The 21,751-nt window shown below is 60.4% G+C and carries 19 protein-coding genes; 12 read left to right on the top strand and 7 right to left on the bottom strand.

What is annotated here, in order from left to right:
* The first annotated feature begins 9 nt into the window (after positions 1-9).
* The 6 genes from rpsD to DWW73_RS01000 all read left to right on the top strand — a co-directional run bounded on the left by rpsD (position 10) and on the right by DWW73_RS01000 (position 4,782).
* Positions 10-606, top strand: coding sequence for a 30S ribosomal protein S4 (gene rpsD, locus DWW73_RS01025; protein ID WP_006235275.1), 597 nt, complete (start codon positions 10-12; stop codon positions 604-606).
* 32 nt (positions 607-638) lie between these two features.
* Positions 639-1,580, top strand: coding sequence for a DNA-directed RNA polymerase subunit alpha (locus tag DWW73_RS01020; protein WP_117778526.1), 942 nt, complete (start codon positions 639-641; stop codon positions 1,578-1,580).
* 30 nt (positions 1,581-1,610) lie between these two features.
* Entirely contained in the window at positions 1,611-2,093 is a 483-nt protein-coding gene (gene rplQ / locus DWW73_RS01015) for a 50S ribosomal protein L17 (protein ID WP_089573564.1), read from the top strand.
* A 92-nt stretch (positions 2,094-2,185) separates the two neighbouring features.
* The gene (gene truA, locus DWW73_RS01010; RefSeq protein WP_117778525.1) at positions 2,186-3,010 is read left to right on the top strand and encodes a tRNA pseudouridine(38-40) synthase TruA; all 825 of its coding nucleotides are present in this window, start codon (positions 2,186-2,188) and stop codon (positions 3,008-3,010) included.
* A 203-nt stretch (positions 3,011-3,213) separates the two neighbouring features.
* On the top strand, positions 3,214-4,212 hold the full coding sequence (locus DWW73_RS01005; RefSeq protein WP_128620365.1) for a glycosyltransferase: 999 nt from the start codon (positions 3,214-3,216) through the stop codon (positions 4,210-4,212).
* Positions 4,213-4,344: 132 nt separating this feature from the next.
* Complete coding sequence (locus tag DWW73_RS01000; protein WP_006235280.1) at positions 4,345-4,782, top strand: arginine repressor; 438 nt, start codon at positions 4,345-4,347, stop codon at positions 4,780-4,782.
* Between the two features lie 169 nt (positions 4,783-4,951).
* On the opposite strand, the gene DWW73_RS00995 is transcribed toward DWW73_RS01000, so the two are convergent.
* Positions 4,952-7,171: a transglycosylase domain-containing protein gene (locus DWW73_RS00995; protein ID WP_117778523.1), complete on the bottom strand. Its 2,220-nt coding sequence runs from the start codon at positions 7,169-7,171 to the stop codon at positions 4,952-4,954.
* Positions 7,172-7,333: 162 nt separating this feature from the next.
* Between DWW73_RS00995 and DWW73_RS00990 the strand changes: the two genes are divergently transcribed.
* The 4 genes from DWW73_RS00990 to DWW73_RS00975 all read left to right on the top strand — a co-directional run bounded on the left by DWW73_RS00990 (position 7,334) and on the right by DWW73_RS00975 (position 13,862).
* Positions 7,334-9,292 carry a U32 family peptidase gene (locus DWW73_RS00990; RefSeq protein ID WP_158563757.1) on the top strand — a complete coding sequence of 653 codons (1,959 nt, stop codon included), beginning with the start codon at positions 7,334-7,336 and terminating at the stop codon, positions 9,290-9,292.
* A gap of 97 nt (positions 9,293-9,389) precedes the next feature.
* Positions 9,390-10,601: a tyrosine--tRNA ligase gene (tyrS, locus tag DWW73_RS00985; protein ID WP_117778521.1), complete on the top strand. Its 1,212-nt coding sequence runs from the start codon at positions 9,390-9,392 to the stop codon at positions 10,599-10,601.
* Between the two features lie 439 nt (positions 10,602-11,040).
* Positions 11,041-12,861, top strand: a complete 1,821-nt coding sequence (locus DWW73_RS00980) for an adenine deaminase (RefSeq protein ID WP_117778520.1) — start codon at positions 11,041-11,043, stop codon at positions 12,859-12,861.
* A gap of 206 nt (positions 12,862-13,067) precedes the next feature.
* A complete protein-coding gene (locus DWW73_RS00975) occupies positions 13,068-13,862 on the top strand; it encodes a Cof-type HAD-IIB family hydrolase (RefSeq protein WP_055310360.1) in 795 nt (264 codons plus the stop codon).
* 77 nt (positions 13,863-13,939) lie between these two features.
* Here DWW73_RS00975 and DWW73_RS00970 read toward each other — a convergent pair whose 3' ends face one another.
* From DWW73_RS00970 to DWW73_RS10055, 6 genes are all read right to left on the bottom strand, one after another.
* Positions 13,940-14,782: a Cof-type HAD-IIB family hydrolase gene (locus DWW73_RS00970; protein WP_117778519.1), complete on the bottom strand. Its 843-nt coding sequence runs from the start codon at positions 14,780-14,782 to the stop codon at positions 13,940-13,942.
* A gap of 86 nt (positions 14,783-14,868) precedes the next feature.
* Positions 14,869-16,287: a citrate synthase gene (locus tag DWW73_RS00965; RefSeq protein WP_117778518.1), complete on the bottom strand. Its 1,419-nt coding sequence runs from the start codon at positions 16,285-16,287 to the stop codon at positions 14,869-14,871.
* 77 nt (positions 16,288-16,364) lie between these two features.
* On the bottom strand, positions 16,365-16,652 hold the full coding sequence (locus tag DWW73_RS00960; protein ID WP_006235289.1) for an ACT domain-containing protein: 288 nt from the start codon (positions 16,650-16,652) through the stop codon (positions 16,365-16,367).
* Between the two features lie 396 nt (positions 16,653-17,048).
* Complete coding sequence (locus tag DWW73_RS00955; protein WP_255413113.1) at positions 17,049-17,756, bottom strand: site-specific integrase; 708 nt, start codon at positions 17,754-17,756, stop codon at positions 17,049-17,051.
* Between the two features lie 18 nt (positions 17,757-17,774).
* Positions 17,775-18,026: a helix-turn-helix transcriptional regulator gene (locus DWW73_RS00950; RefSeq protein ID WP_006235292.1), complete on the bottom strand. Its 252-nt coding sequence runs from the start codon at positions 18,024-18,026 to the stop codon at positions 17,775-17,777.
* Positions 18,027-18,035: 9 nt separating this feature from the next.
* Complete coding sequence (locus tag DWW73_RS10055) at positions 18,036-18,548, bottom strand: hypothetical protein (RefSeq protein WP_147343540.1); 513 nt, start codon at positions 18,546-18,548, stop codon at positions 18,036-18,038.
* Positions 18,549-18,683: 135 nt separating this feature from the next.
* On the opposite strand from DWW73_RS10055, the gene DWW73_RS00935 reads away from it, so the two are divergent.
* Both DWW73_RS00935 and DWW73_RS00930 read left to right on the top strand, forming a co-directional pair.
* Positions 18,684-20,906, top strand: a complete 2,223-nt coding sequence (locus tag DWW73_RS00935) for a hypothetical protein (protein ID WP_147343539.1) — start codon at positions 18,684-18,686, stop codon at positions 20,904-20,906.
* Positions 20,907-20,911: 5 nt separating this feature from the next.
* Positions 20,912-21,652: an ATP-binding cassette domain-containing protein gene (locus tag DWW73_RS00930; protein ID WP_158563756.1), complete on the top strand. Its 741-nt coding sequence runs from the start codon at positions 20,912-20,914 to the stop codon at positions 21,650-21,652.
* Positions 21,653-21,751: the final 99 nt, after the last annotated feature.

Here is a 21,751-nt window from a genome sequence, read left to right as displayed (position 1 = left end):
CGTATCAATATGGCAATCGACAGGACTCCTGTTCTTAAGCGCTGCCGTCAGCTCGGGATCGATCCCGCTGAGCTCGGTTACAGCAGCAAGAAGGAATCTATCCGTCAGCCCAAGCGCCGTCGCAAGGAATCTGAGTACGGCATGCAGCTGCGCGAGAAGCAGAAGGTCAAGTTCATCTATGGCGTTCTGGAGAAGCAGTTCCACGGCTACTTCAACAAGGCCCGCAAGATGAACGGCGTCACCGGTGAGAACCTCATGATCATCCTTGAGTCTCGCCTTGACAACGTCGTCTTCCGTCTTGGCTTTGCCCGCACCCGCAAAGAGGCTCGTCAGTCCGTCCGTCACGGTCACTTCACCGTGAACGGCAAGCGCGTGGACATCCCGTCCTACCGCGTCAAGGCCGGCGACGTCGTCGCTGTCGGCGAGAAGTTCCGTGACCTCCTCCCCATCAAGGAGGCCCTGATTTCCTCCGAGCGCTTTGAGGTCCCTGGCTGGCTCGAGGTCGATATCGAGAAGCTGTCTGGTAACGTGCTCGCTCTGCCGACGCGTGAGCAGATCAGCGGTGATATCAACGAGCAGCTCATCGTCGAGCTCTACTCTAAGTAGTCCATCCGGGCTGCTGAGGCTGGAGGTAATACATGTCAGAATTCATTAGGCCTCAGGTTCAGGTCGAAGAGATCAACGAGACGTCTGCTCGTGTCTCCGTCGAGCCGCTCGAGCGTGGCTACGGCGATACGCTGGGTAACTCCCTTCGCCGCGTACTTCTGTCCTCGCTCGAGGGTGCCGCCGTCGAGGCTATTCAGATCGATGGTGCACAGCACGAGTTCATGACCATCCCTAACATGGTCGAGGATGTCACCGACATCGTCCTGAATGTCAAGGGTCTTGTCTTCAGGGCTCTCGGCACGACCGACGAGGCGACCGCCACCATTTCTGTTGACGGCCCCTGCGAGGTCACCGGTGCGGACTTCTTTATTCCGTCCGAGTTTGAGCTGGTCAACCCCGAGCAGCACATTGCTACGCTTACCGAGGGTGGCCATCTCACCATGAGCATGCGCATCGGCTATGGCCGCGGCTATGTCTCTGGCGAGGCTAACAAGCGCGACAACGATCCCATCGGTGTGATCCACGTCGACTCGCTGTACTCGCCGGTGTCCCGTTGCGCCAAGCTCGTTGAGGCTTGCCGTGTCGGTCAGCACACCGACTACGACCGCCTTGTCCTCGAGATCGAGACCAACGGCTCCATCGCTCCGCGCGACGCCGTGGTCCAGGCTGCCAATATCATCAACCAGCATATGGCTGCCTTTATGAACCTTGCCGAGACCCCCGAGGTCGAGGACGAGGCTTCGATCTTCGCTCCCGAGGTCACCAACGACAACGCCGAGCTGGACAAGCAGATCGAGGATCTGGACCTTTCCGTCCGTTCCTACAACTGCCTTAAGCGCGCCAGCATTCACTCGGTCCGTCAACTCGTTGAGTTCTCGGAGAACGATCTGCTCAACATCCGTAACTTCGGTGTTAAGTCGATCGAGGAAGTGAAGGACAAGCTTGAGTCCATGGGCCTGAGCCTGAAGGCTTAATGCTTCGCATATTTGAGGAGAAACTAGACCATGCGTCACAACGTTAAGAAGGGCCTGAAGCTCGGCACCGATGCGAGCCACACCAAGGCCATGAAGAAGAGCCTTGCTAAGGCCCTCTTCGAGAACGACCGCATCAAGACCACCGAGACCCGCGCTAAGGCGCTGCGTTCGGTCGTCGATCCGATCATCACTTGGGCCAAGAAGGGCGACCTGCACTCTCGTCGTCTGGCTATCGCCAAGCTCGGCGATAAGCAGCTCGTTGCCGAGATCTTCGACAAGGCTGCTCAGGGCATGTGGCAGGACCGCAACGGCGGTTACACCCGCATCATGAAGCTCGGTAACCGCAAGGGCGACAACGCTCCCATCGTTATCATGGAGCTCGTCACCGAGCCTTGCACGCCTAAGGCCAAGAAGGCTGCTCCGGCCCCCAAGAAGGCCGCTGCTCCCAAGAAGGTCGAGGCTGTCGAGGAGACCGCTGCCGAGGAGGCTCCTGCTGAGGAGACCGCTGAGTAGACATTCCGTCTGCATAGGCTATATTCGAGGGGTACGTTCGCGTACCCCTCTTTTTTTGTCGCGATACCGTTGCTTGTTTGTTGGGAGCGCCCATGACTGCGCCGTCTGATTTCAATTCGATTTCCGAGCTTGACGCCACGCTCGTATTTCGCGTGGCCTATGATGGCTCATCGTATAGCGGATTTGCCGAGCAGCCGGGACAGACGACGGTTGCGGGTGAGCTACGTCGAGCCATCGAGACGCTGCTTCGCCGCCCGATCGATCTGACGTGCGCGGGGCGTACCGATGCCGGCGTGCATGCCGTGGCTCAGTACATCAGCGTGCCCGTAACGGACGCTGAGCTCGCTTGTACGCGCCGTAGGTGGCTGCGGGCTATGGATGCCCTGCTGCCCAAAGATATCGCCATTAACGAGGTCTACAAGGCCCGTAAAGGCTTTTCTGCGCGTTTTGACGCGCGTTCCCGTACGTATACATACCGCATTGCCGATCGAGATGCGCGCCCCGTGCTGTCCCGCGGTGCCGTGTGGTGGCATCGCTATCCCTTGGATGTTGAGGCTATGTCTTCTGCCTGCCCCGCGCTGCTGGGCGAGCAGGACTTTAAAAGCTTTTGCAAGGTTGCCTCGGCCGTTGGCAAGCCCACGCATCGCTGCGTGATGCGTGCCGAATTTGGCCATGAGGTTGCGTTTGGCGAGGACATCCTGACGTTTACCATCGAGGGCAATGCGTTTCTGCATTCGATGGTCCGTACGATCGTGGGCACGCTTGTCGAGATTGGCATGCATCGCCGTGAACCCGAGTGGATGCGCGAGGTTATCGATGCTTGCGACCGTACCGCTGCGGGCCCCACGGCTCCTGCCTGCGGCCTTACGTTTATGGGCGTGGATTACGATCCCGCCGAGCTTGTCGTGCTCGACTAGGGGAGGGCTTGACGTGTCGTGCGTCGACACCTGTCATCTGTGGGCTGCGCGTGTGCAACATCTGTTCTTGGCGTGCAATGCAACCGGTGTCTCATTGCTTTTATTGCCGGGGTGTACCATGAACCACGGTTTGATTCATTGCTGTCGAGAGGACGGATAATTTGGTTCGACGTGGTTCGCATCCGCGACTTTCGGTGATCCTTGTGGTAGAAGGTTCGCCCAGCTATGCGATGCGTGCGCTCGAGAGTATCCAGAACCAAGACCTCTACGATTTGCAGATTGTCGTTGTCTGCCGCGATGCTGCGCCCGGTGTGCGCCATTCGCTTCAAGTTGCTGCCGACAGGGACATCCATATTGATTTGATTGACGTCGAGGACGCGAAGCGCGGCGCTTGTCTTCGTGCCGGTTTTGATGCCTCGCGCGGCTCTCAAATCATCGCCATGAACGCCGATGAGTGGTTTGCTCCGCAGGCCCTTTCCAAGATGGTCGATATCGCGTGCGATACTGCGGCAGACATTGTGCTCCCCTCGGTGTCGCTCGATCGATACGATGCGCATCGCGAGCGTCATTCGCGCGTCTTGGATGCTGCCTCTATTGCCATAGAAGACGAGTCTTCTATGGTGACTGGGCTGCCCCAGTTGATTTTGGGCGGCCTAGTCGCTCAGACCTCTGGCGTGATGTATAGCCGTCCGCTGTTTGAGGCATGCCTGTCGCGCGGCAAGGCGTACCGTACGGTTGAGTTTATGGCTTATGCGCTCTCGCAGGCACGATTCGTGTCCGGCTGCGGCGACGCTTGTTTCCACGCGGCGGCACCTAAGCTTACAGATGCCTTTGATCCCACCATGTATGCCAGGATATCCGATGACACTCGAGCGCTCGACGAGCTTGCGGACTCACTCTCGGAAGCAGATAGCGGTGGTCGGCTCAAGCTGGCAAGCCAAAAGTTCTACTTTGCCGGACTGGTCGCCTGCATCGAGAATTTGTGTCTGAGCCCGCATGGGGTGTCGTCAATCGAGCGTTCCGCCCGCATGCGTGATATGCTCGAGGCGCCTCGAACCCGTCAGATGGTCGCCGCGCTCAAGGATAACCATCGGGGACTCGGTCTGTTGTTTGGGCCGATCGCCAGCGCCAAGCCCGCGCGCTGCGTGATGTGTACGCATCTGGCAGCTTTTCTTAACCGGACGGGCGCAAAAACCGCCTAAACGGCTCATTACGAAACAAACTTGCATAGAATTGTTTCGAAATGCGTTCTTATACACAAAAGCCTTCAAATAGCGTTAAACTATTCAATCACTGATTGATTGTCTCCGCCATCTTTTGGAGAGAGGGTTTGTATGGCTAAAAAACGCAATGGGCGCCAGGATGCCATTAGAGATATTGTGCGCAATAAGGATGTCCGCACGCAGCGCGTGCTGGTCGATGAGCTCCGTGCTATGGGCTTTGATTGCACGCAGGCGACTGTCTCTCGCGATATTGCCGATATGGGGCTGCGTAAGCTCCCTGAGGGCATCTATGTTCTGGCAGAGGACCTGCACCTGCAGCGTATGGTTTCCGAGCTCGTAACGGGCGTTCTGCGTACTGATAATCTGGTTATGATCAAGGCTCAGCCTGGCACGGCTTCCGGCATCGCCGCCGCCGTTGATGCGGCAGAGTTACCCGATGTGCTTGGCTCGCTTGCCGGCAACGATACGATTTTGGTTATTGCCCAGACGGCCGAGGACGGCGAGCGTCTCGAGGCGCTGATCAATAAGTTGAGCAATTCTCGCAAGTAGGTGTGCGGGTCGTGCGCTCGGCATTGTGTGCGCTGACATAGTGGCTTGTAAGGGGCATCGACGTTGGTCGGTACCCCTTTTTGTTTGCCGGTATAAAGACCGCCCACCAGGTCGCTTCAAACTAAAAGGCCCCGAGCAGTTCAATAAGCTGCTCGGGGCCTTGTTGGCTTTAGTCGCGTACTTCTTGGCCGACCGTATCGTCAGGCGTGGGCGAGGGGTCGGGAGTGGGCGTAGGCGTAGGCGTAGGCGTAGGCGTGCCGCCATCGCCGCCGGTCGAACCACCAGTGGAGCCACCCGTCGAGCCACCGGTCGTACCGGTGCCGCCGGTGGTGTCGCCGCCCGTGGTCTCGGTGGTCGTGGTCGTCGTGGTAGTCGTTGTGGTGGTTTCCTCTTCCTCTTCGTCCTTGTCCTTGTCGTCGTTCTCCGACTTCTTGGTGTTGTTGGTGCCGTAGAACTTCCAGACGCTGTTGTTCTTGTAGGTGGGCGCCGTTCCGGTCGCAAACTCCTCGCGCTCGGTACCGGTCAGAACGGTGTTCATAAACCGCTTAAAGACAGGCAGGTTGGTGCTGTCGCCCAGCAGGTCCGTGCCGTACTTTTGGATGGGGATCTCGCCCGCGGAATAGCCGGTCCACAGGGCGCACGCCAGCTGCGGGGTATAGCCGCAGAACCACAGGTTGGTGGTGTTGTCGGTGGTGCCCGTCTTGCCGGCATAGGGCTGGTTGACACTCAGAGCGCCGGCAGCACCCGTACCGCTGCCCTTCATGACGCCGGACAGAACATCGGTGACCGCGGCGGCCTCGCCCTCGGTAAGCACCTGTGAGGGATTGTCGGTGTGCTGGTACAGCACCGAACCGGTACGAGAGTCAATCTCGGTGATGGCGATCGGCTGGCGATAGTAGCCGCCGTTGGCAAACGTCGCGTAGGCGGCGGCCATCTCGAGCGGCGAGATCGAGCCGGTGCCGAGGGTCATGACGGGAACGTCCTCGATGTTGTCCTTGGCGGGGTCGATGCCGAGCTTTTTGACGAGCGAGATGATCTTGCTGTTACCGACGGCTTCCGCCACCTGGATGTAGCCGGTGTTGGAGGAGTATGCCGTCGCCTGCTTAAGCGTGATGTTGCCATAGCTCTGGTTGGCGTAATTTTGGACCTCGGTCGTGGTGCCCTTGGCCTTGAGCGGCGAGTTGCAGTTGAGGGTGACGTTGGGGTTCATGCCGTTTTGGATGGCAGTTGCCAGCGTAAAGGCCTTAAAGGTGGAGCCGACGGGACGCTTGGCCGTGGCATGGTTTACGTGGTTCTCGTCGGCGTTGTAGTCGTAGCCGCCCACCATGCACTTGATGTAGCCGGTCTTGGGGTCGACGACGACCATGCCCATGTCCAGGCCGTCAAGCGAGAGCGTGTCGAGCTGCTCGCGGACGGCATTCTCTGCCACCTGCTGCATCGTGGGGTCGATGGTGGTCTTGACGGTCAGGCCGCCCTTAAAGAGCACGTCGGTCGAGAACTCCTGCTCCAGCAGCTGCTTGACGTAGGAGACAAAGTAGGGCTGCGAGTATACGTCGACGCCGCTGCCCGAGATTTCGGTCACATTGAGGGTGATGGGCTCGGCCTGTGCGGCATCGTGCTCCTCCTGGGTGATGTGGCCCAGGCGCAGCATGTTGTCGAGAACCTTGTTGCGGCGAGACAGTGCCAGATCGGGATTGACCGTGGGGTCGTACTGCGAAGGCGAGTTGGGAAGGCCGATGAGTAGCGCGGCCTCGCTCAGGGTGAGGTCGGCGGCGCTCTTGGACAGATAGGTCTCGGCTGCGGCCTCGATGCCGTAGGCGCCGTGGCCGTAATAGATGGTGTTGAGGTACATCATGAGGATCTCGTCTTTGGAGTACATGTCCTCCATCTTGATGGCGATGTAGGCCTCGCGCACCTTACGCTCAATGGTCGAGTCGAATTGCTCCTCCTGCAGGATGGTGTTGCGCACAAGCTGCTGGGTGATCGTCGAGGCGCCTTCGTGCCCGCCGCCGAGGGTTGCCACCGCAGCACGCGCGATACCCCACAGGTCGATACCGCCGTGCTCGTAGAAGCGTTCGTCCTCGACGTCAACGGTGCCCTGCAGCACGTAGGGGGAGACCTCGTCCTTGGTGATGGACTTGCGGTTTTGCGTGTAGAAGCTCGCGATCTTGTTGCCGTTACAGTCGACGATCTCGGTGGGCTCGCTCACCAGATACGCGTTGGCGTCGGTGTAGTCGGGCAGATCGGACAGCCAGCGGTTGACGTTACCGACCATGCCGATGCCAAACGCCACGCCCGCAATCAGCAGAAAGCCCAAAAACGAGAGCAGGATTATGGGCAGGGCGTGCGTCTTTGAACGGCTGTGTCCCTGTCGTTGGCGAGGACCCATATATTGACCTCCAGGTATGTCGTGCCAGACGGTGGATGTGCCGTCGGGGCAGGATGGACATAAGTTATTACACGATAAACCAAACGGGGCGCGCGAGGCCTCGTGTATGCTGGAAGACGGCATTTTTCAGAGTGAATGCATACCTTGGTAAGGAGTTTGTCGATGGCGATTCGGACGATGGGGCCGAGCGGACAATACGAGACTGGATTGGATGTTGTCAGTGCGGCGCTGCCCGAGCTGCTGGCGCCGGCGGGCGGACTCGACCAGATGCTTGCGGCTATCGCCGCGGGTGCCGATGCCATCTATGCGGGGTTGGGCGGCTTTAACGCCCGTGTGAGCGCCCATGGCTTTACGGATAACGAGTTTGCGCGCGGCTGCGCCGTGGCGCATGCCCATGGCGTGCATGTGTACGTAACGCTCAACGTGTTCGTGTTTGACGATGAGTTGTCCGACGCGGTGGCGTTGGGAGCTCATGCACTGGAGCTGGGCGCCGATGCTCTGATTGTCGCCGATGCCGGGTTGGCCTGCGCGCTGCGCGCGGCGATTCCCGGGGTCGAGATTCACCTGTCCACGCAGGCGGGCGCTCATAGCGAGGGTGCCGTGCGGCTTGCCGCCGATGAACTGGGGGTCGAGCGCGTGACGACGGCACGCGAGCTGACGGTCGACGAGATTGCGGCGCTATGTGCCACGGGCGTGCCCATCGAGGTATTCTGCCACGGTGCGATTTGCATCGGCTATTCGGGGGCGTGCGAGTTCTCGGCCCTGCGGCGTGGGCGCTCGGCGATGCGCGGCGACTGCACGCAGCCGTGCCGTCTGGCGTACGACCTAGTGGACGAGGCGGGGCAGAGTGTTGTTGCCGTCGAGGGAGACCGCCTGCTTTGTCCGCGTGACTATCTGGGTATCGCGCACCTGCCCGAGCTTGTTGCCGCCGGCGTGGCATCGCTCAAGATCGAGGGACGCATGAAGAATCCCGATTACGTATTCAACGTGGTGAGGGTGTGGCGTCGGGCACTCGATATGCTGTGCGACGGCGCGTGGGACTCCGGTGCCGTGGAAGAGCTTGAACGCGAGCTGGGAAGGTCGTTTAACCGTGGGTTTACCGATGCTTACCTGCGGGGTCGTTCGGGTGCCGAGCTCATGAGCTTTGAGCGCGCGATCAACCAGGGCGTGCGCGTGGGGCGCTTGGTCGCTGTGGGCCACGAAGAGGTGACCGTTGAGCTCGACGCCGCCGTGGCGGCGGGTGACACGCTCGAGATTCGGTTCTATCCGGGTGCCGACGCGCGTCCCGATGTGCCCAAGCGCTGGCCGCAGGTGCCCTGCCCGGTGGATGCCGCAGCGGGGAAGCGCGTCGTCGTGCATTGCAAGCGTAAGGTGGACACGGGCTGCGAGGTATACCTGATTCGCAGCGCCGGCGTGTTGGATCAGACAGCGGCGGTGTTGGAGCGCATGCGGGCCGAGGCGGATGCGATTGCGCCCGTTGCACGTGCCGTTGAGGTACTGCCCTTTGAGGATGTTGTGGTGGATGGCGGTGCGTCGACGGAGTTGGTGGAGTGCACGGTTTCCGCTCGCATGGTTTTTGCTTGGCAGCTGATGGATGCCGACCCGCGCGGAGAGCTCGATTTGTCCGACGCCGTTGTGGTGCTGGACGAGGTGTGCCGCACGGGTGACGCTGACCGGACCCGCTCGCTGATGCAGCGTGCCGGGCGCGTCGTCTGCCGCAACCTGGGACAGGTGGCGATGGCGCGTGAGCTGGGCGTGACGTTTGACGTGGCGGCGCCGGTGTTCTGCGCGAATCGGGCCACGCTTACCTGGCTGCGCGGACTCGGTGCGGGGCGGGTGTACTTGCCGGCCGAGTTGCTCGGCAATGACGCGGAGCGTATTGCCGAACTGACGGCCGAACCTGGTGTTCTGAGCCCTGTCGATGCCGATTGCCCCGAGCTCATGGTGTGCGAGCACTGCTTGCTGACTGCCGAGGGCGCCTGCGCCACGGATGCAACGGGGCAGGTTCGTTGCCGTGACTGCTCGCGCCGTCAGCGGGCGCGCTTTTTGGTCGAACGTGACGGCACGCGTTTGCCGGTCGTTATCGACGCGTGCGGCAGGACGAGGATTTTCCTGTCGTAGGTGTTCGGCCGCGCCGTTTTGGTTATCATAAGAGAGTTTATGAACTTCCAGCACCGCCGTATCCGGTGAGGGTGCTATGGCAAAAGGAGGATACCCAATGCTGTCTGTTGACGAGCAAATGCGTATCATCACCTCGGGCGCCGCGAAGATCGTCCCCGAGGCCGACCTTCGCAAGAAGCTTGAGAAGGGCGAGCCCCTCAACATCAAGCTCGGCGTCGACCCCACCAGCCCCGACCTGCACCTGGGCCACGCCGTGCCCCTGCGCAAGATGCGCCAGTTCCAGGACCTGGGCCACAACGTCACCCTCATCATCGGCAACGGTACCGCGCTGATCGGCGACCCCTCGGGCAAGAACTCCACGCGTCCGCAGCTTTCGCAGGAGCAGATCGAGGCCAACGCCGAGACCTACGTGAGCCAGGCCATGAAGATCCTGGACCCCGAGAAGACCACCATCGTGCACAACGGTGACTGGATCTTGTCGATGGATCTCGCCGGCCTGCTGCAGGTGTGCTCCAAGTTCACCGTCGCTCGCATCCTTGAGCGCGACGACTTTACTAAGCGCTACCAGTCCCAGACGCCGATTGCCCTGCACGAGTTCCTGTACCCCGTGATGCAGGCCTTCGACTCCGTTCAGATCAAGGCCGACGTCGAGATGGGCGGCACCGACCAGCTCTTCAACCTGCTCGCTGGTCGCGAGCTCATGGAGAAGATGGGCATGGAGCCGCAGATTGCGCTCACCATGCCGCTGCTCGAGGGCACCGACGGCGTGCGCAAGATGTCCAAATCCTATGGCAACTACATCGGCCTGACCGACGCTCCCAAGGATATGTTCGGCAAGACCATGTCCATTCCCGACGAGATGATCGGCAAGTACTATCGTCTGGCCAGCTCGCTCGCCCCGGCCGAGGTCGACAAGATCGACGCCGCCTTGGCCGATGGTTCTGCCGACCCCTACGAGCTCAAGCGCGCATTGGGCCGCGACCTGTGCGACACCTACCACGGCGCCGGCGCCGGCGACGAGGCACAGGCCGAGTTCGACCGTGTGTTCAAGGAGGGCCAGCTTGCCGACTTCCCCGAGAAGCACGTTGAACTGACCGTCAACGACGAGGGCCAGATTTACCTCGCTGGCCTGCTCAAGGACCTGGGCCTTTCGGCCAGCGCCGGTCAGGCCCGCCGCGACATCGACGGCGGCGGCGTCAAGGTCAACGGCAAGGCTGTGGCTCCCAAGAGCTACAACATCGATCCGAGCGCCCTCAAACTGGGCGACACCCTCTCCGTGGGCAAGCGCAAGGGCTTTAAGCTGGTTTAGTTACGCGGTTTTACCAAACCGCGTAACCGGTTGACGCTGCAAACCCGCCAGAGCGGCAATCTGTCTTTCAACTTCGGCGGCATGACCTTTTGGGTTCCGCCGTTCTACCGAACGGCGGACCGGCCGACGCTGCGCGGGCCGCATTTGGACAATCTGACGTTCAACTTCAAGGGCGCGACCAGAAGGTCAGCGCCCTTTCGTTTCACGTCACATTGCCTCAAATGCGGCCCGCTCGCTGACTTTGGCAAAACATCGGCGTTTTCGTTGTCCCCAATGACTACCGAACGAGGGTGGATAATCTTCCGTTTTTGGCCTGTGTGCAGGCTCAAAGTGGGAGATTATCCGCCCTCGTCATTTGGTTGGCATACAATGGCTATTGGTTTGCTGCGGTGAAGGTCTGTCCGCTCCGCAGCTTTTTTCTACGGTTAAAGGAGTATGTATGTCCGTTGAGGTCATGAGGTCTGTGATCGAGGCCGCCGAGGGCCGCGTGCCCGTCGACACGCTGTTTACCAATGCGCAGATCGTCGACGTGTATGGCCAGCGTGTGGCGCCCGGTAGCGTTGCCGTCAAGGACGGTGTGATCGTCGGCGTGCTCTACGATGGTCGCGACGATGCCGCTGGCACCTACGAGGCAACTGAGGTCGTCGACTGCCAGGGTCGCTATCTCGCTCCCGGTTTTATTGACGGGCATCTGCACATTGAGTCCTCGAACATCCGTCCCGCCGAGTATGCTCGCATGGCCGCGACGCGCGGTACTACCACCGCCATTGCCGACAGCCACGAGATTGCCAATGTTGCCGGTCTCGACGGCCTGCGCTTTATGATCGAGGATGGTCGTCGTGCGCCCATCTCCATCAAGTACATGATGCCTTCGTGCGTGCCCGCACTGCCCGACGAGCAAGCGGGCGCTGTGATTACCGCCGCTGACATGCAGGCGTTTTTTGCCGAGCATCCGGGCGATGTCTTTGGTCTGGGCGAAATGATGAACCTGCCGGGCGTCTTTATGGCCGACCCCGAGACCTGTGCCCGCATCGATGCTGCCAACCAGACGCCGTCCAAGCAGGTTGACGGCCACGCGCCGCTCGTTGCCGGTATGGACCTTAACGCCTATGCCGCAGCGGGCATTATCGCCGACCACGAGTCGACGATTCCCGAGGAGGCGCTCGACAAGCTGTCCCGCGGCATGTATGTGATGCTGCGTGAGGGCACGTGCAGCCACGACCTGGCCAATTTGTCTCCGATGCTGCTGGAGAACCCTGCCCGCGCCCGCCGCTGCTGCTTTGCGACCGACGACCGCGCTCCCTCCGATGCTCTTTCGACCGGCATGATCGACAATGCCTGCCGCGTGGCCATCGAGGCCGGCATCGACCCGGTGGTCGCCATCTCCATGGCGTCCCTTTCCACGGCTGAGGCATTTGGCCTGGACCACGGCTGTCGCGACCCGTATGAGCTCCGTGGCGCGATCGCCCCGGGCAAACGCGCCGACCTGCTGTTGCTCGATGACCTGACGTTTGCCAAGGCTCCGCATCGCGTATATGCCGCCGGTGCTCTGGTGGCGCAGGACGGCACCTTTGTGGGCGAGATCGCACCCGAGATGGCCGAGGTTGCGGCCCTTGCCGATGAGCTGCGCGCCTCCGTTAAGCTGCCGAAGCTTTCGCTCGACGTGTTTGACTATGCCTTTAAGCCGGGCGAGGCCGTGATTGACGTGGTGCCGGGTAAGGCCATCACGGGCATGGCTCGCCCCGAGAGCGCCGAGGGCCTGCGCCGCATTATGCTGATCGAGCGCCACGGCCGCGGCGTGTCACTGCAGGCCGAGGGCGCCGACGGTGATGGTCCTGCGGGCCTGGGTCTCGTTGGCAAGCACATTGGTCGCGGCTGGGTGCGCGGCTTTACCATCACGGGCGGTGCCATCGCCTCGACGATTGGCCACGATTCGCACAACGTGTGCGTGGTGGGTGACAACGCGGCCGACATGATGGCTGCCGTCGAGGCTGTTGGCCAGGGCGGCCACGTGCTGGTACGCGATGGCGAGGTCGTAGCGCGCATCCCGCTGGCGCTCGGTGGCCTGATGAGCGAGGGCACGGCCGAGGATGTCGCCGCGCAGCACGACGACTTTATGGTCAAGGCGCGCGCCATGGGCATCGAGCCGCCGCTCGACCCCATCATGGGCATCATCTTCCTGCCCCTGCCGGTGATCCCGACGCTCCGCATCCGCCCCGAGGGCATGTTCGACGTCACCACCTTCACCTACGCCGACTAGTCATCGGGGACGTTCTTAAACGACTAGTCGTCGGGGACACTCTTCCGTGTGTCGCCTGCCGCCGCGGTCGTGGGCTCTCTGGCACGCGTGAGCAATTTGCCAGGTCTATGTAACGTTTACGCCCGCGGAGTCTTATTTGAGCTCCCTTTGGGTACGTTGGAATCGGATACACGTTCGATTCCAACAAGCCCGAAGGGAGCTTTTCTATGTTTAAACTGATTGCATCCGATATGGACGGCACACTGCTTGACGAAAACGGCCAGGTGCCTCCCGAGACCTACGAACTGATTCTGGCGCTACACGAGCATGGCGTGCATTTCGCCGCATCGTCAGGTCGTCGCTACGATCGCCTGTGCGAGTTCTTTGCGCCCGTTCGCGACAAGATGGACTTTGTCGCCGCTAACGGCGCCCAAGTCTACGCCGACGGTAAGATGGTAGACCGTGAGGTGTATTCCCACCTGGCGATTCGAAGGCTCGCCCAAGCCGTCAGGACGTTTCCCAATCTGCATCTTGCGCTCTTTGACCGAACCAAGTCCTTCCTGCTCGATGACGAGTGCAAGTTCGTGCGTGAGGTCGATAAGGACCTTCCCAATGCCGAGCGTATTTGGGAGCTGCCCGATCCCAGCGTAAATATCATCAAAGCGAGTATCTTTTGCGACGACAGTGCGGTTATGGACAGTGCGTACGTGCTACAGCGCGAACTTGGTCAGCTCTTTACTTTTGCGCCTTCGGGCAACGCGTGGATCGATGCCATGCAGCCCGGTGTGTCGAAGGCCTCGGGTATCGCGCAGCTCGCGGAGCATTACGGCATTGGTCGCGACGAGGTCATGGCGTTTGGCGACTCGATGAACGACTACGAGATCATTCGCTTTGTCGGCACGGGCTGCGCGATGGAAAACGCGCGCCCCGCGCTTAAGGCGGTGGCCGATCGCGTGGTGGGGTGCAACCGCGACCACGCCGTCCAGCAGGAGCTCCGTCGCGTGCTGGAGAGTCTCGCCTAATTCGGCAGATGGGGACAGTCCTTGCGGCGCCCCGCGAAGAGTGTCCCCAAATTAGCTACCCTGCCGGGTTGCTGTTGCTAGGCGAGGGCGTCCATGATGGTGCGGGCGACGCCGTCGTGGTCGTTGTCGTATTCGGTGATGGCGTCGGCGGCCTCGCGGTCCTCGGGCTCGGCGTTGATCATGGCCATGCCATGGCCCGCTGCCTGCAGCATGGGGATGTCGTTGATGTTGTCGCCGAACGCCCAGGCGTCGGCGAGACGCTCGCCCAAGTGCTCGCATAGCCACGTGAGTGCCGTTCCCTTGGTGGCGCCCTCGCCCATGACCTCGATATTCATGGCGTACGAACGCGTGACCTCAATGCCTCCGAGCGTGTCGAGCGCCGCCGCGATGGCGTCGCGATCGGCGGGGTCGTGCCAGTACATAGCGATGCGTTCGAGCGTCTCGACCTCGTCGATCTTGCTGTCGATATTCATGTCGATCGGCGTTCGTGTGCGCTTGAGCGAAGCCGCGATGTGGGGGTCGCCGCCACAGAACTCATCCAGACGCCCGTATAGCGAGCTGGGGAGGAAGCACTGCCCATCCGCGAAGATATCGAAGGTCACATCGTGGCCGGCGGCAATGCGATGGATGCGGTGGGCAATGCCACGGTCGAGCGGACGGCTCAAGATGCACGTGGCGCGCGAGGCGTCGGCGGGCGTATCCTCGTCGAGCTGCCAGACACTGGCGCCGTTGGCACAGACCGCGTAATGCGCGGCGGGATGGGCGGGAATGGGCTCAAAGATGCCCGACAGTGGACGTCCCGTGCAGGGAACAAACTCGATGCCACGACGTGCGAGCTCGTCGAGCATCGCCCAGGTGGCATCGCTCATTTGCTTATCGCTCGTCAGCAGCGTCCCATCCATATCGGAAAACACAATCATTTGATGCAGCCCTTTCTACTGGCATAAAAAGCGTGGCCGAGGGCTTGGGTCCCTGGCCACGCTCGAGTTCTATAACGGTTCGCGTCCTAGCGGTCGGCGAGCGGCTTGTACTCCAGCGGCTCGATCACCGGACGATAGGCCGGGCGAATAATACGGTGCGCGCAGAAGAGCTCTTCCATGCGGTGCGCCGACCAGCCGGCCATGCGGGCGACGGCGAATAGCGGCGTAAAAAGCGTCTCGGGCACGCCGAGCATCTTGTAGATAAAGCCCGTGTACAGGTCGATGTTCGCGCAGATGGGCTTGGTCATGCCGTGGTCGCGCATGACCTGGGGTGCCAGGCGCTCGATGCGCTCGATGAGCGCGAACTCTTCGCCCAAGTCCTTCTTGGCTGCCAGCGAGCGCGCGTAACGACGGCAGACCTCGGCGCGCGGGTCGCTGAGCGTATAGACGGCGTGGCCCATGCCGTAGATGAGGCCCGTGCCGTCGAAGGCCTGCTTGTCGAGGATCTTGCCCAGGTAGGCCGCGACTTCGTCCTCGTCCTCCCAGTTGGAGACATGTGCGCGGATGTCCTCGTGCATAGACACGACCTTGGCATTGGCACCACCGTGGCGCGGGCCCTTGAGCGAGCCGATAGCCGCGGCGTAGGCGGAATACGGGTCGGTGGCCGAAGACGACAGCACGCGGCAAGCGAAGGTGGAGTTGTTGCCGCCGCCGTGCTCGGCATGCAGCATGAGCATAACGTCGAGCAGCATCGCCTCATCGCGGGTGAACGCCATGCCGCCGCGCAGGACCTGTAGGATGGTCTCGGCGGTGGAGAGACCGGGCGTAGGGTGCGGCACGTGAACCTCGGAGCCGCGAAGCTTGGCGACCGAGGCCATGTGTGCGAAGGCGGCGATGCGCGGGAGACGTGCGAGCATGGAAATGGCGACGTCGATTTCGTGCTCGGGCGTGATCACGTCTGGTTCGGCATCGAAGGCGTAGAGCAGCAGTACGGCGCGCTGGAGCACGTTCATGATGCTCGACGATACCGTGGTCATAGGGAACTCTTTAACGTACTCGTCGCTCAGATGTCTAAAGGCGCCCAGGCGCTCGCAAAAGCCGTCGAGCTCTTCCTTGTTGGGCAGCGAACCCGTGATAAGCAGATAGGCGACTTCCTCGTAGCCATAGCGATTCTCGGCCTGGGCATTGTTGACCAGATCCTCGATGCTGTAGCCGCGAAGCGTGAGCTTGCCCTGATCGGGCACGACCTTTCCGTCGACCTTGTTGTAGCCGTGCACATCCGAGATACGAGTGAGACCCGCGACCACGCCCGAGCCGTCGGCATTGCGCAGGCCGCGCTTGACATTGTGCTCGACAAACAGGCCCTCGTCATAAGGGTCGGTCGGCAGGCCGTGGTAGAGGTTTTCGCTCTCAGACGAAATCTGGCGGCTCGCCTCGTAATCCAGAACCAGGCGGCTCAGGTGATCGTCGAAGCGGTAGTAGATTTTCTTGGCGTCGTAGGCCATGTGCGCTCCTCTCCGGTCCGCTTTGGGGCGGCGCGCTTGGACGATATGACGTCAAGCTGCCCCGAGCGGCTTGTTCGCTACAGGCGGTACATAAAGTTAAAGACGTCCTCGCGCTGGATGGACACGTTGACGCCCGAAAGCTCGCCGGCCTCGGCCAGGGCCTTCTGCAGCTCGGCGAAATCGAGCTTGGACTCAGCGGTGTCGGCCAGCATGGTCATGGTGAAGATGTCCTCGATAATGGACTGCGTAATGTCGCGGATGTCGACGTTGGCCTCGCCCAGGACACGGGTGACGCCGGCGACGATGCCGGGGCGGTTCTTGCCAAGGACGGTGATGACGATACGGGAGGACGAGATCTCGGCCATGGGAAACCCTTTCGCGTGGTCGCGGCGCGCGCGGGGCGCTCCGCTACGGTACAGTGTTCATCATTGTACCTGTCTGGCGCAAAAAAGGCGCGCTCGCTGCGGCGTTACATGCCTGCAACATGAGCGTAAGGGGGAAGGCCGCACGGGGAAGAGCCGTCTGGCGCGTGTCCGGCTCGTGTTGGGTTGATTTCCGATCTCAGCCGAACACATTGAGCGGACAGGCCGTTCCCGCAGTCAGCCGAACGCCTCCGACGGCTGATTCCGAACTGGAAGCGGAGGGCATCCCCGCCCTTCGGTAGGGGATACCGCTCCGCGGCGCATGCCGCGGGCGGCGCCCCTATCGGACCACCGTGACCTCAGTTGGGATGGGCCCAGCACTGCCGCGTACTCGGTGAGCTAGAGCCAACTGTTCGTCTTCACGTCGCGTATGGCGATATTTCGGTCGTCCGGCTCGGTGATGCCGTAGCCGAACGCCTGGAGCGTCTCGATGGACTCCTGGATCCTCTGTTGGAACATGGGACCCGGATCGACCCTCGGCCCGAGGTGCCCGCGCCAAAGGCACGGCGTGGCGCGCAGCATGTTATGGATTTTGGAGATGGGCTCGATGTCGGCGTAGACGTTGAGCGTCGCCATGGCGTCCTTGTGGCCGAGGATCGATTGGAGCGCCTTGATATCGCCGCCTTGGCGGATCCACTGCGTTGCGAACGTGTGGCGAAGGCCGTGGAACGTGATCAGCTCGTCGTTGGTGCCCATGAGGCCGTTGGTCTCCGAGAACGTCTTGAACGCCCTGCGGATATAGCTTGTCGTCGCGAAGGTCGCGCCCGGCTCCGACAGGATGTAGCAGTCCCCGATCTCGACCGCCCCGGTAAGGCCGCGCAAGCGCAGCTTTCCGCAGTCGATCTCGTGGGTCTCCTTCAGGATGGGGAGTAGGCCGACCGGGTCGATGGGGATACCCCTGGCGTCATGGGTCTTGGTGTCCTTGATGAACGAACCCATTCCCTTCGCGTACGCCACCGAGTGTCTGATCGAGATCAGGCCCGTCTCGAAATCCACATCGCACCACCGAAGGCCGCAGACCTCGCCGATTCGCATCCCCGTGTGCAGGGCGAGTACGACCGCCCTCTAATCCTCGGCGGACCAATCGAGTCCGAACTCCTTTCGGGCATCCTCTTCGCTCATGACTTCGAGAAGGTCTCCGGGTTGGCAACGAAGGGCGAGGCATAGCTGCTCGAGGGTGTTGAAGCGAATGCCGCGAATATGCCCTTTTTTAATACGGGACAGGTTCACGGGCGTGGTTCCAATCCTTTCGGCAAGTTCGTTCGAGGAAATCTTTCGCTCGGCCATGATCTTGTCGAGGCGAACAATTACGGGCATGGCGTTTCCTTACGCAATCTCGTCGGAGTCGAGGTACAGCTCTCGGGCGTACAAGAAGAGCTGGGAAAGCATGAACAGGACGATGCCGAGAACCGGAGAGGTCCAATCGAATGATGAAGCGATCTCTTGGGCGCCGACGGCCCCCTCGCCGCCAAACATCGAAACGGAGGTTTTGAGTGAGCCGGCGTAGAGGCTGGTGGCAGCTTGAACAACGAAGAGAATGCCGAGCACCTTCAAGCATGTCGCAGACCCTTTCTTGAAGGGGTCTCCGCTCTTGATCGTCCACACGAGAACGGCGCTGAGGATGGTCGTAGCGATACCGATGACGGCAGGGACCAATGTCGAGATCGCAAGGGCTGGATACGCGGGGGAGTCTGCAATTACAGGGTTGTCGAGCACTTCGATTGCTGGCTTTAAGGAGAACGCCACTTGTGCGATGGCGGTGGCGCAAAGGGTCGCAGAGGCTATCGCACATGCGATGCGGAAGGAATGAAGCCGGGGAGTGCGATTGTCGGAACTCATAATAACCTCCGAAGAATTTAAAAAACTCAGGTTACTTTTTAACAGTTTATGTTAAATTGACTTTGCCGGCAAGTAATAAGGGCCGAGCATTTTGTTCGGCCCCTCTGTTCCGACTGGATGAGGTTAAGGTTGGCGATGAATATGCTCAAAATCTCGAAGGCGATCTTTAGGTCGCTTCTCTCCTCCAGGTCGCTCTGTGTTGTCGTTGTTGCGTTGATGGTTCTTTGTGCTCTGCCCGTCTTCAGGAGCGCGGCTGGCATCGACGGACGGGTCGAATACCTCGAGTCGGGAATAACCCGTGTTGAGCAGGAATTGTCAGCATCCTATGCGGATGCGCTTGTGAATGCGGGGGAGGACGGTGTCTATACCTCTTCATCAAGCATGCCCGCGCTTCTGTACCCTCTTGCCGCGGGACGTCTTATCTTGGCACCGCTCTCTCCCCTACTTCCGTTTCTGCAGATATCGGATGGAGAGTACACCTATTATGACGGATCGAAGGAGTACTTGCTATGGGCCGCAACGGCCGTTGCCGTCTCGTTCCTTGCCGCGCGTCTTAACAAACGTGAAAAACTCATCATCCAGGCACCGATGGGTGAGCTGGGTAGACTTGTTGCATCGAGCGTATGGGCGAGTGTTTTTGCAATGCTTGCCGTCCTCGCCATCAATCTTCCAGGGATAATCGCCGCGCTTGTGAAGAATGGCCCGGGCTCGCCGTTCTATCCGATAGGCTACATTCAATATGCGACTCCGGTTATCAAACCGGCTTGGCTGGTGTTCGCGCAGACGGCCATCTTGCAATTCTTGGTGGCAGCGTTCATCTCGCTTGTCGTTCACCTTGCCGTGAAGATTGCCAATAACCCTACGCTTGGAATCGTGTTCGTATGTGCCCTGATGGGGGTGACGATGGTTCCCGGGTATTACGGAAGATCCATCGCTTTACGTGAGTTCGCCCTGTTGAATCCCCTTACGTATGCGAACACTGAGTTGACCGTCGGCGCCTATAGCCCGTACCCGACAACGCAGATAGTGAATCTGCCTGGACTTTGCTTCGAGCGTGGCGCGATTGCCCTCGTATGCGCAATCGGGATCGAGGTGCTGGCAATTAGCCTGCTTTGCGTTGCTGGAAAGAGCGGCTGCGCGTGCCCGATATCCCCGATTTGTCTTGAGAGAGGTTCCTTCACTGCATCGAGAACGGCAACTCGTTCGAGCGCTTGTGCCTCCGCCGTTGCATACGTAAGAACGATGGGGAAACTGCTCCTGCGTTCTCCTACCCTCGCCGTATGCGCGATTGCAATGTCGACGACGATGCTGGCCCCGGCTCTGGTCGAGATGTTTCCTGACGCTGATAACGTTTCCGCTGTTCGGTATAGGGATGGGGAGCTCCGTTCAATAGATCGGTATTTAGAGCAGAACGCTGCGAATATGGACGTCGAGGGCAAAGCGGCCCTGGAAGACATGCGGGATGCTCTTTCGGGTTTCGTGTACGCGCCTATGCCTGCGGAGGGGTTTCGAAGCCTTGCGACGTACGAGCGCGCTCGAGGTGAGCTGGGCGCGGCAGATGCGACTCTCCTGCAATCGATCGGAATCGAGCCGGAGACTCCTTCTCGTGCGGAGGCGCGCGCCCTTCTGCTTGAGTCGATCGCGAGCTTGCCGGACCCCAAGGTTTACGAGTTAAGTACGAAGATGCCCCCATTAATCCTCCTTTCGTATCTCCAGGCAGCGCTTCCATCCTTATTTTTGCTGTTGCCCGTGGTTGTCACATCGCTCGCGTGCACCCACCTGCAGTGTCGTTCCCTTCTGGTTCTCCAGATCCCCGCAACAGCGCATGTGCGTTTTCTGACGGCTGTTGCGCTGGCTCTCCTGCTTGGCTTGGTGCTGCTTTTGGTGTCGATGGTTCCCGCTGTCGTTGTGTCCGTGATTAAGAACGGTGCGGGTGGATCGGAGTATCCCGTCGCTCTCATTCGGGCGGGAGCTTCGACAACGTCCATGGTGGGGGAGGCGGTGTTGTGCAGTATTCCGTTGCTGGTCATGGCATACGGCGTGATTTCCGTCGTCGCTGCGTTGACAGCAGCGATTAGCCGCAACCCCGTTGTCACCGGAATGGTTTGCGCGGTTCTCTTGGTGTTGGGTTCGTTGAGCGCTCATGTTGAAAGCGTGGGCATGGGCGTCGCGCTGCTGGCTCCATTCGCCTCGTTTGATCCCGCTTCCCAGGTGGGGACGATTGGGTTCCTTGGGCGAGGGACGAACGCGATGCCTTTTGGAGAGGTCGTCGGCGCATCGGGCGCTCTGCTGGTGGTCTTGGGCACCGTATCTCCGTTGATGGTGCGCCTGAGTGTTCCAAAGATCGAAAGGGGATGATCTCGATGATTGACCTTCAAACGCTGACGATCTCTTATGGAAAGAAGGTGCTCGTAGATTCGGTGAACGCTGAGTTTGCCCCGGGTACGGTCTACGGTCTCGTCGCTCCGAACGGGCATGGAAAGACGACGTTGCTGCGTGCGATGGCAGGTTTGCCGGGTCCTCGCGTGGACGGGAGCATCGTTCTGGATGAGGTGCAGGGTACGGGTGCGAGAGAGGTCCGTTCTATGATCTTCTATGCACCTGGTGAGGGGACGCTGCTGTATCCCGGATTGCGTGCGGAAGATCACCTCAAGATGGTTTGCGATATGTGGCCGCATGCTTGCGATATCGAAGAGATAGTGGAACAAACGCAGATAGGCGAGTTCGCGAAGATGTGGATCCGCACTCTGAGCCAGGGCATGAAGCAGCAGCTTACCCTGGCGATTGCGTATGCGACGGGCGCGCGGTACCTTCTATTAGATGAGCCCATGAACGCGCTCGACCCCAGCAGGGTGGACTTGCATTCCGAGATTCTCAGGAAGCTGGCCGATTCTGGTACGTGCATCATCATGTCATCCCACATCTTGGATTCGGTCGATAGGTTGTGCGATGAGATTCTGTTTTTGAAGGATGGGAGGCTCATTAGAAGCATTCCGCAAGATGATGCTGCGCCGAAGTCTCCTGGATCCCATTTCGCAAAGCCTGCCGGACGCGCCGAGGGTGCGCTAAGCACGTATCGGCGACTCTACGAAAAGGGCGGGTAGAAATGCAAGTTAATAATCTATGTGGTCAATATGATGCCGTTGAACCCGCGTATCGATACCGCTCAGCCATTCGCCTCGCCCCCGTCGCACGTATCTTCA

The sequence above is a fragment of the Collinsella sp. AF16-8 genome (genome assembly GCF_003462695.1).
Taxonomy (GTDB): Bacteria; Actinomycetota; Coriobacteriia; order Coriobacteriales; family Coriobacteriaceae; genus Collinsella.
This window is presented reverse-complemented; position numbering and strand designations above follow the sequence as displayed.

What these genes read in the sequence shown, in the direction of transcription:
- DWW73_RS01020 (WP_117778526.1), top strand. Translation starts at nt 639, where the DNA reads ATGTCAGAATTCATTAGGCCTCAGGTTCAGGTCGAAGAGATCAACGAG.
- rplQ (WP_089573564.1), top strand. Translation starts at nt 1,611, where the DNA reads ATGCGTCACAACGTTAAGAAGGGCCTGAAGCTCGGCACCGATGCGAGC.
- DWW73_RS00970 (WP_117778519.1), bottom strand. Translation starts at nt 14,782, where the DNA reads ATGATTGTGTTTTCCGATATGGATGGGACGCTGCTGACGAGCGATAAG.
- DWW73_RS00930 (WP_158563756.1), top strand. Translation starts at nt 20,912, where the DNA reads ATGATTGACCTTCAAACGCTGACGATCTCTTATGGAAAGAAGGTGCTC.
- DWW73_RS10055 (WP_147343540.1), bottom strand. Translation starts at nt 18,548, where the DNA reads ATGAGTTCCGACAATCGCACTCCCCGGCTTCATTCCTTCCGCATCGCA.
- DWW73_RS00935 (WP_147343539.1), top strand. Translation starts at nt 18,684, where the DNA reads ATGAATATGCTCAAAATCTCGAAGGCGATCTTTAGGTCGCTTCTCTCC.
- DWW73_RS00995 (WP_117778523.1), bottom strand. Translation starts at nt 7,171, where the DNA reads ATGGGTCCTCGCCAACGACAGGGACACAGCCGTTCAAAGACGCACGCC.
- DWW73_RS00960 (WP_006235289.1), bottom strand. Translation starts at nt 16,652, where the DNA reads ATGGCCGAGATCTCGTCCTCCCGTATCGTCATCACCGTCCTTGGCAAG.
- DWW73_RS00980 (WP_117778520.1), top strand. Translation starts at nt 11,041, where the DNA reads ATGTCCGTTGAGGTCATGAGGTCTGTGATCGAGGCCGCCGAGGGCCGC.
- DWW73_RS00990 (WP_158563757.1), top strand. Translation starts at nt 7,334, where the DNA reads ATGGCGATTCGGACGATGGGGCCGAGCGGACAATACGAGACTGGATTG.
- DWW73_RS00965 (WP_117778518.1), bottom strand. Translation starts at nt 16,287, where the DNA reads ATGGCCTACGACGCCAAGAAAATCTACTACCGCTTCGACGATCACCTG.
- truA (WP_117778525.1), top strand. Translation starts at nt 2,186, where the DNA reads ATGACTGCGCCGTCTGATTTCAATTCGATTTCCGAGCTTGACGCCACG.
- rpsD (WP_006235275.1), top strand. Translation starts at nt 10, where the DNA reads ATGGCAATCGACAGGACTCCTGTTCTTAAGCGCTGCCGTCAGCTCGGG.
- tyrS (WP_117778521.1), top strand. Translation starts at nt 9,390, where the DNA reads ATGCTGTCTGTTGACGAGCAAATGCGTATCATCACCTCGGGCGCCGCG.
- DWW73_RS00975 (WP_055310360.1), top strand. Translation starts at nt 13,068, where the DNA reads ATGTTTAAACTGATTGCATCCGATATGGACGGCACACTGCTTGACGAA.
- DWW73_RS01000 (WP_006235280.1), top strand. Translation starts at nt 4,345, where the DNA reads ATGGCTAAAAAACGCAATGGGCGCCAGGATGCCATTAGAGATATTGTG.
- DWW73_RS00950 (WP_006235292.1), bottom strand. Translation starts at nt 18,026, where the DNA reads ATGCCCGTAATTGTTCGCCTCGACAAGATCATGGCCGAGCGAAAGATT.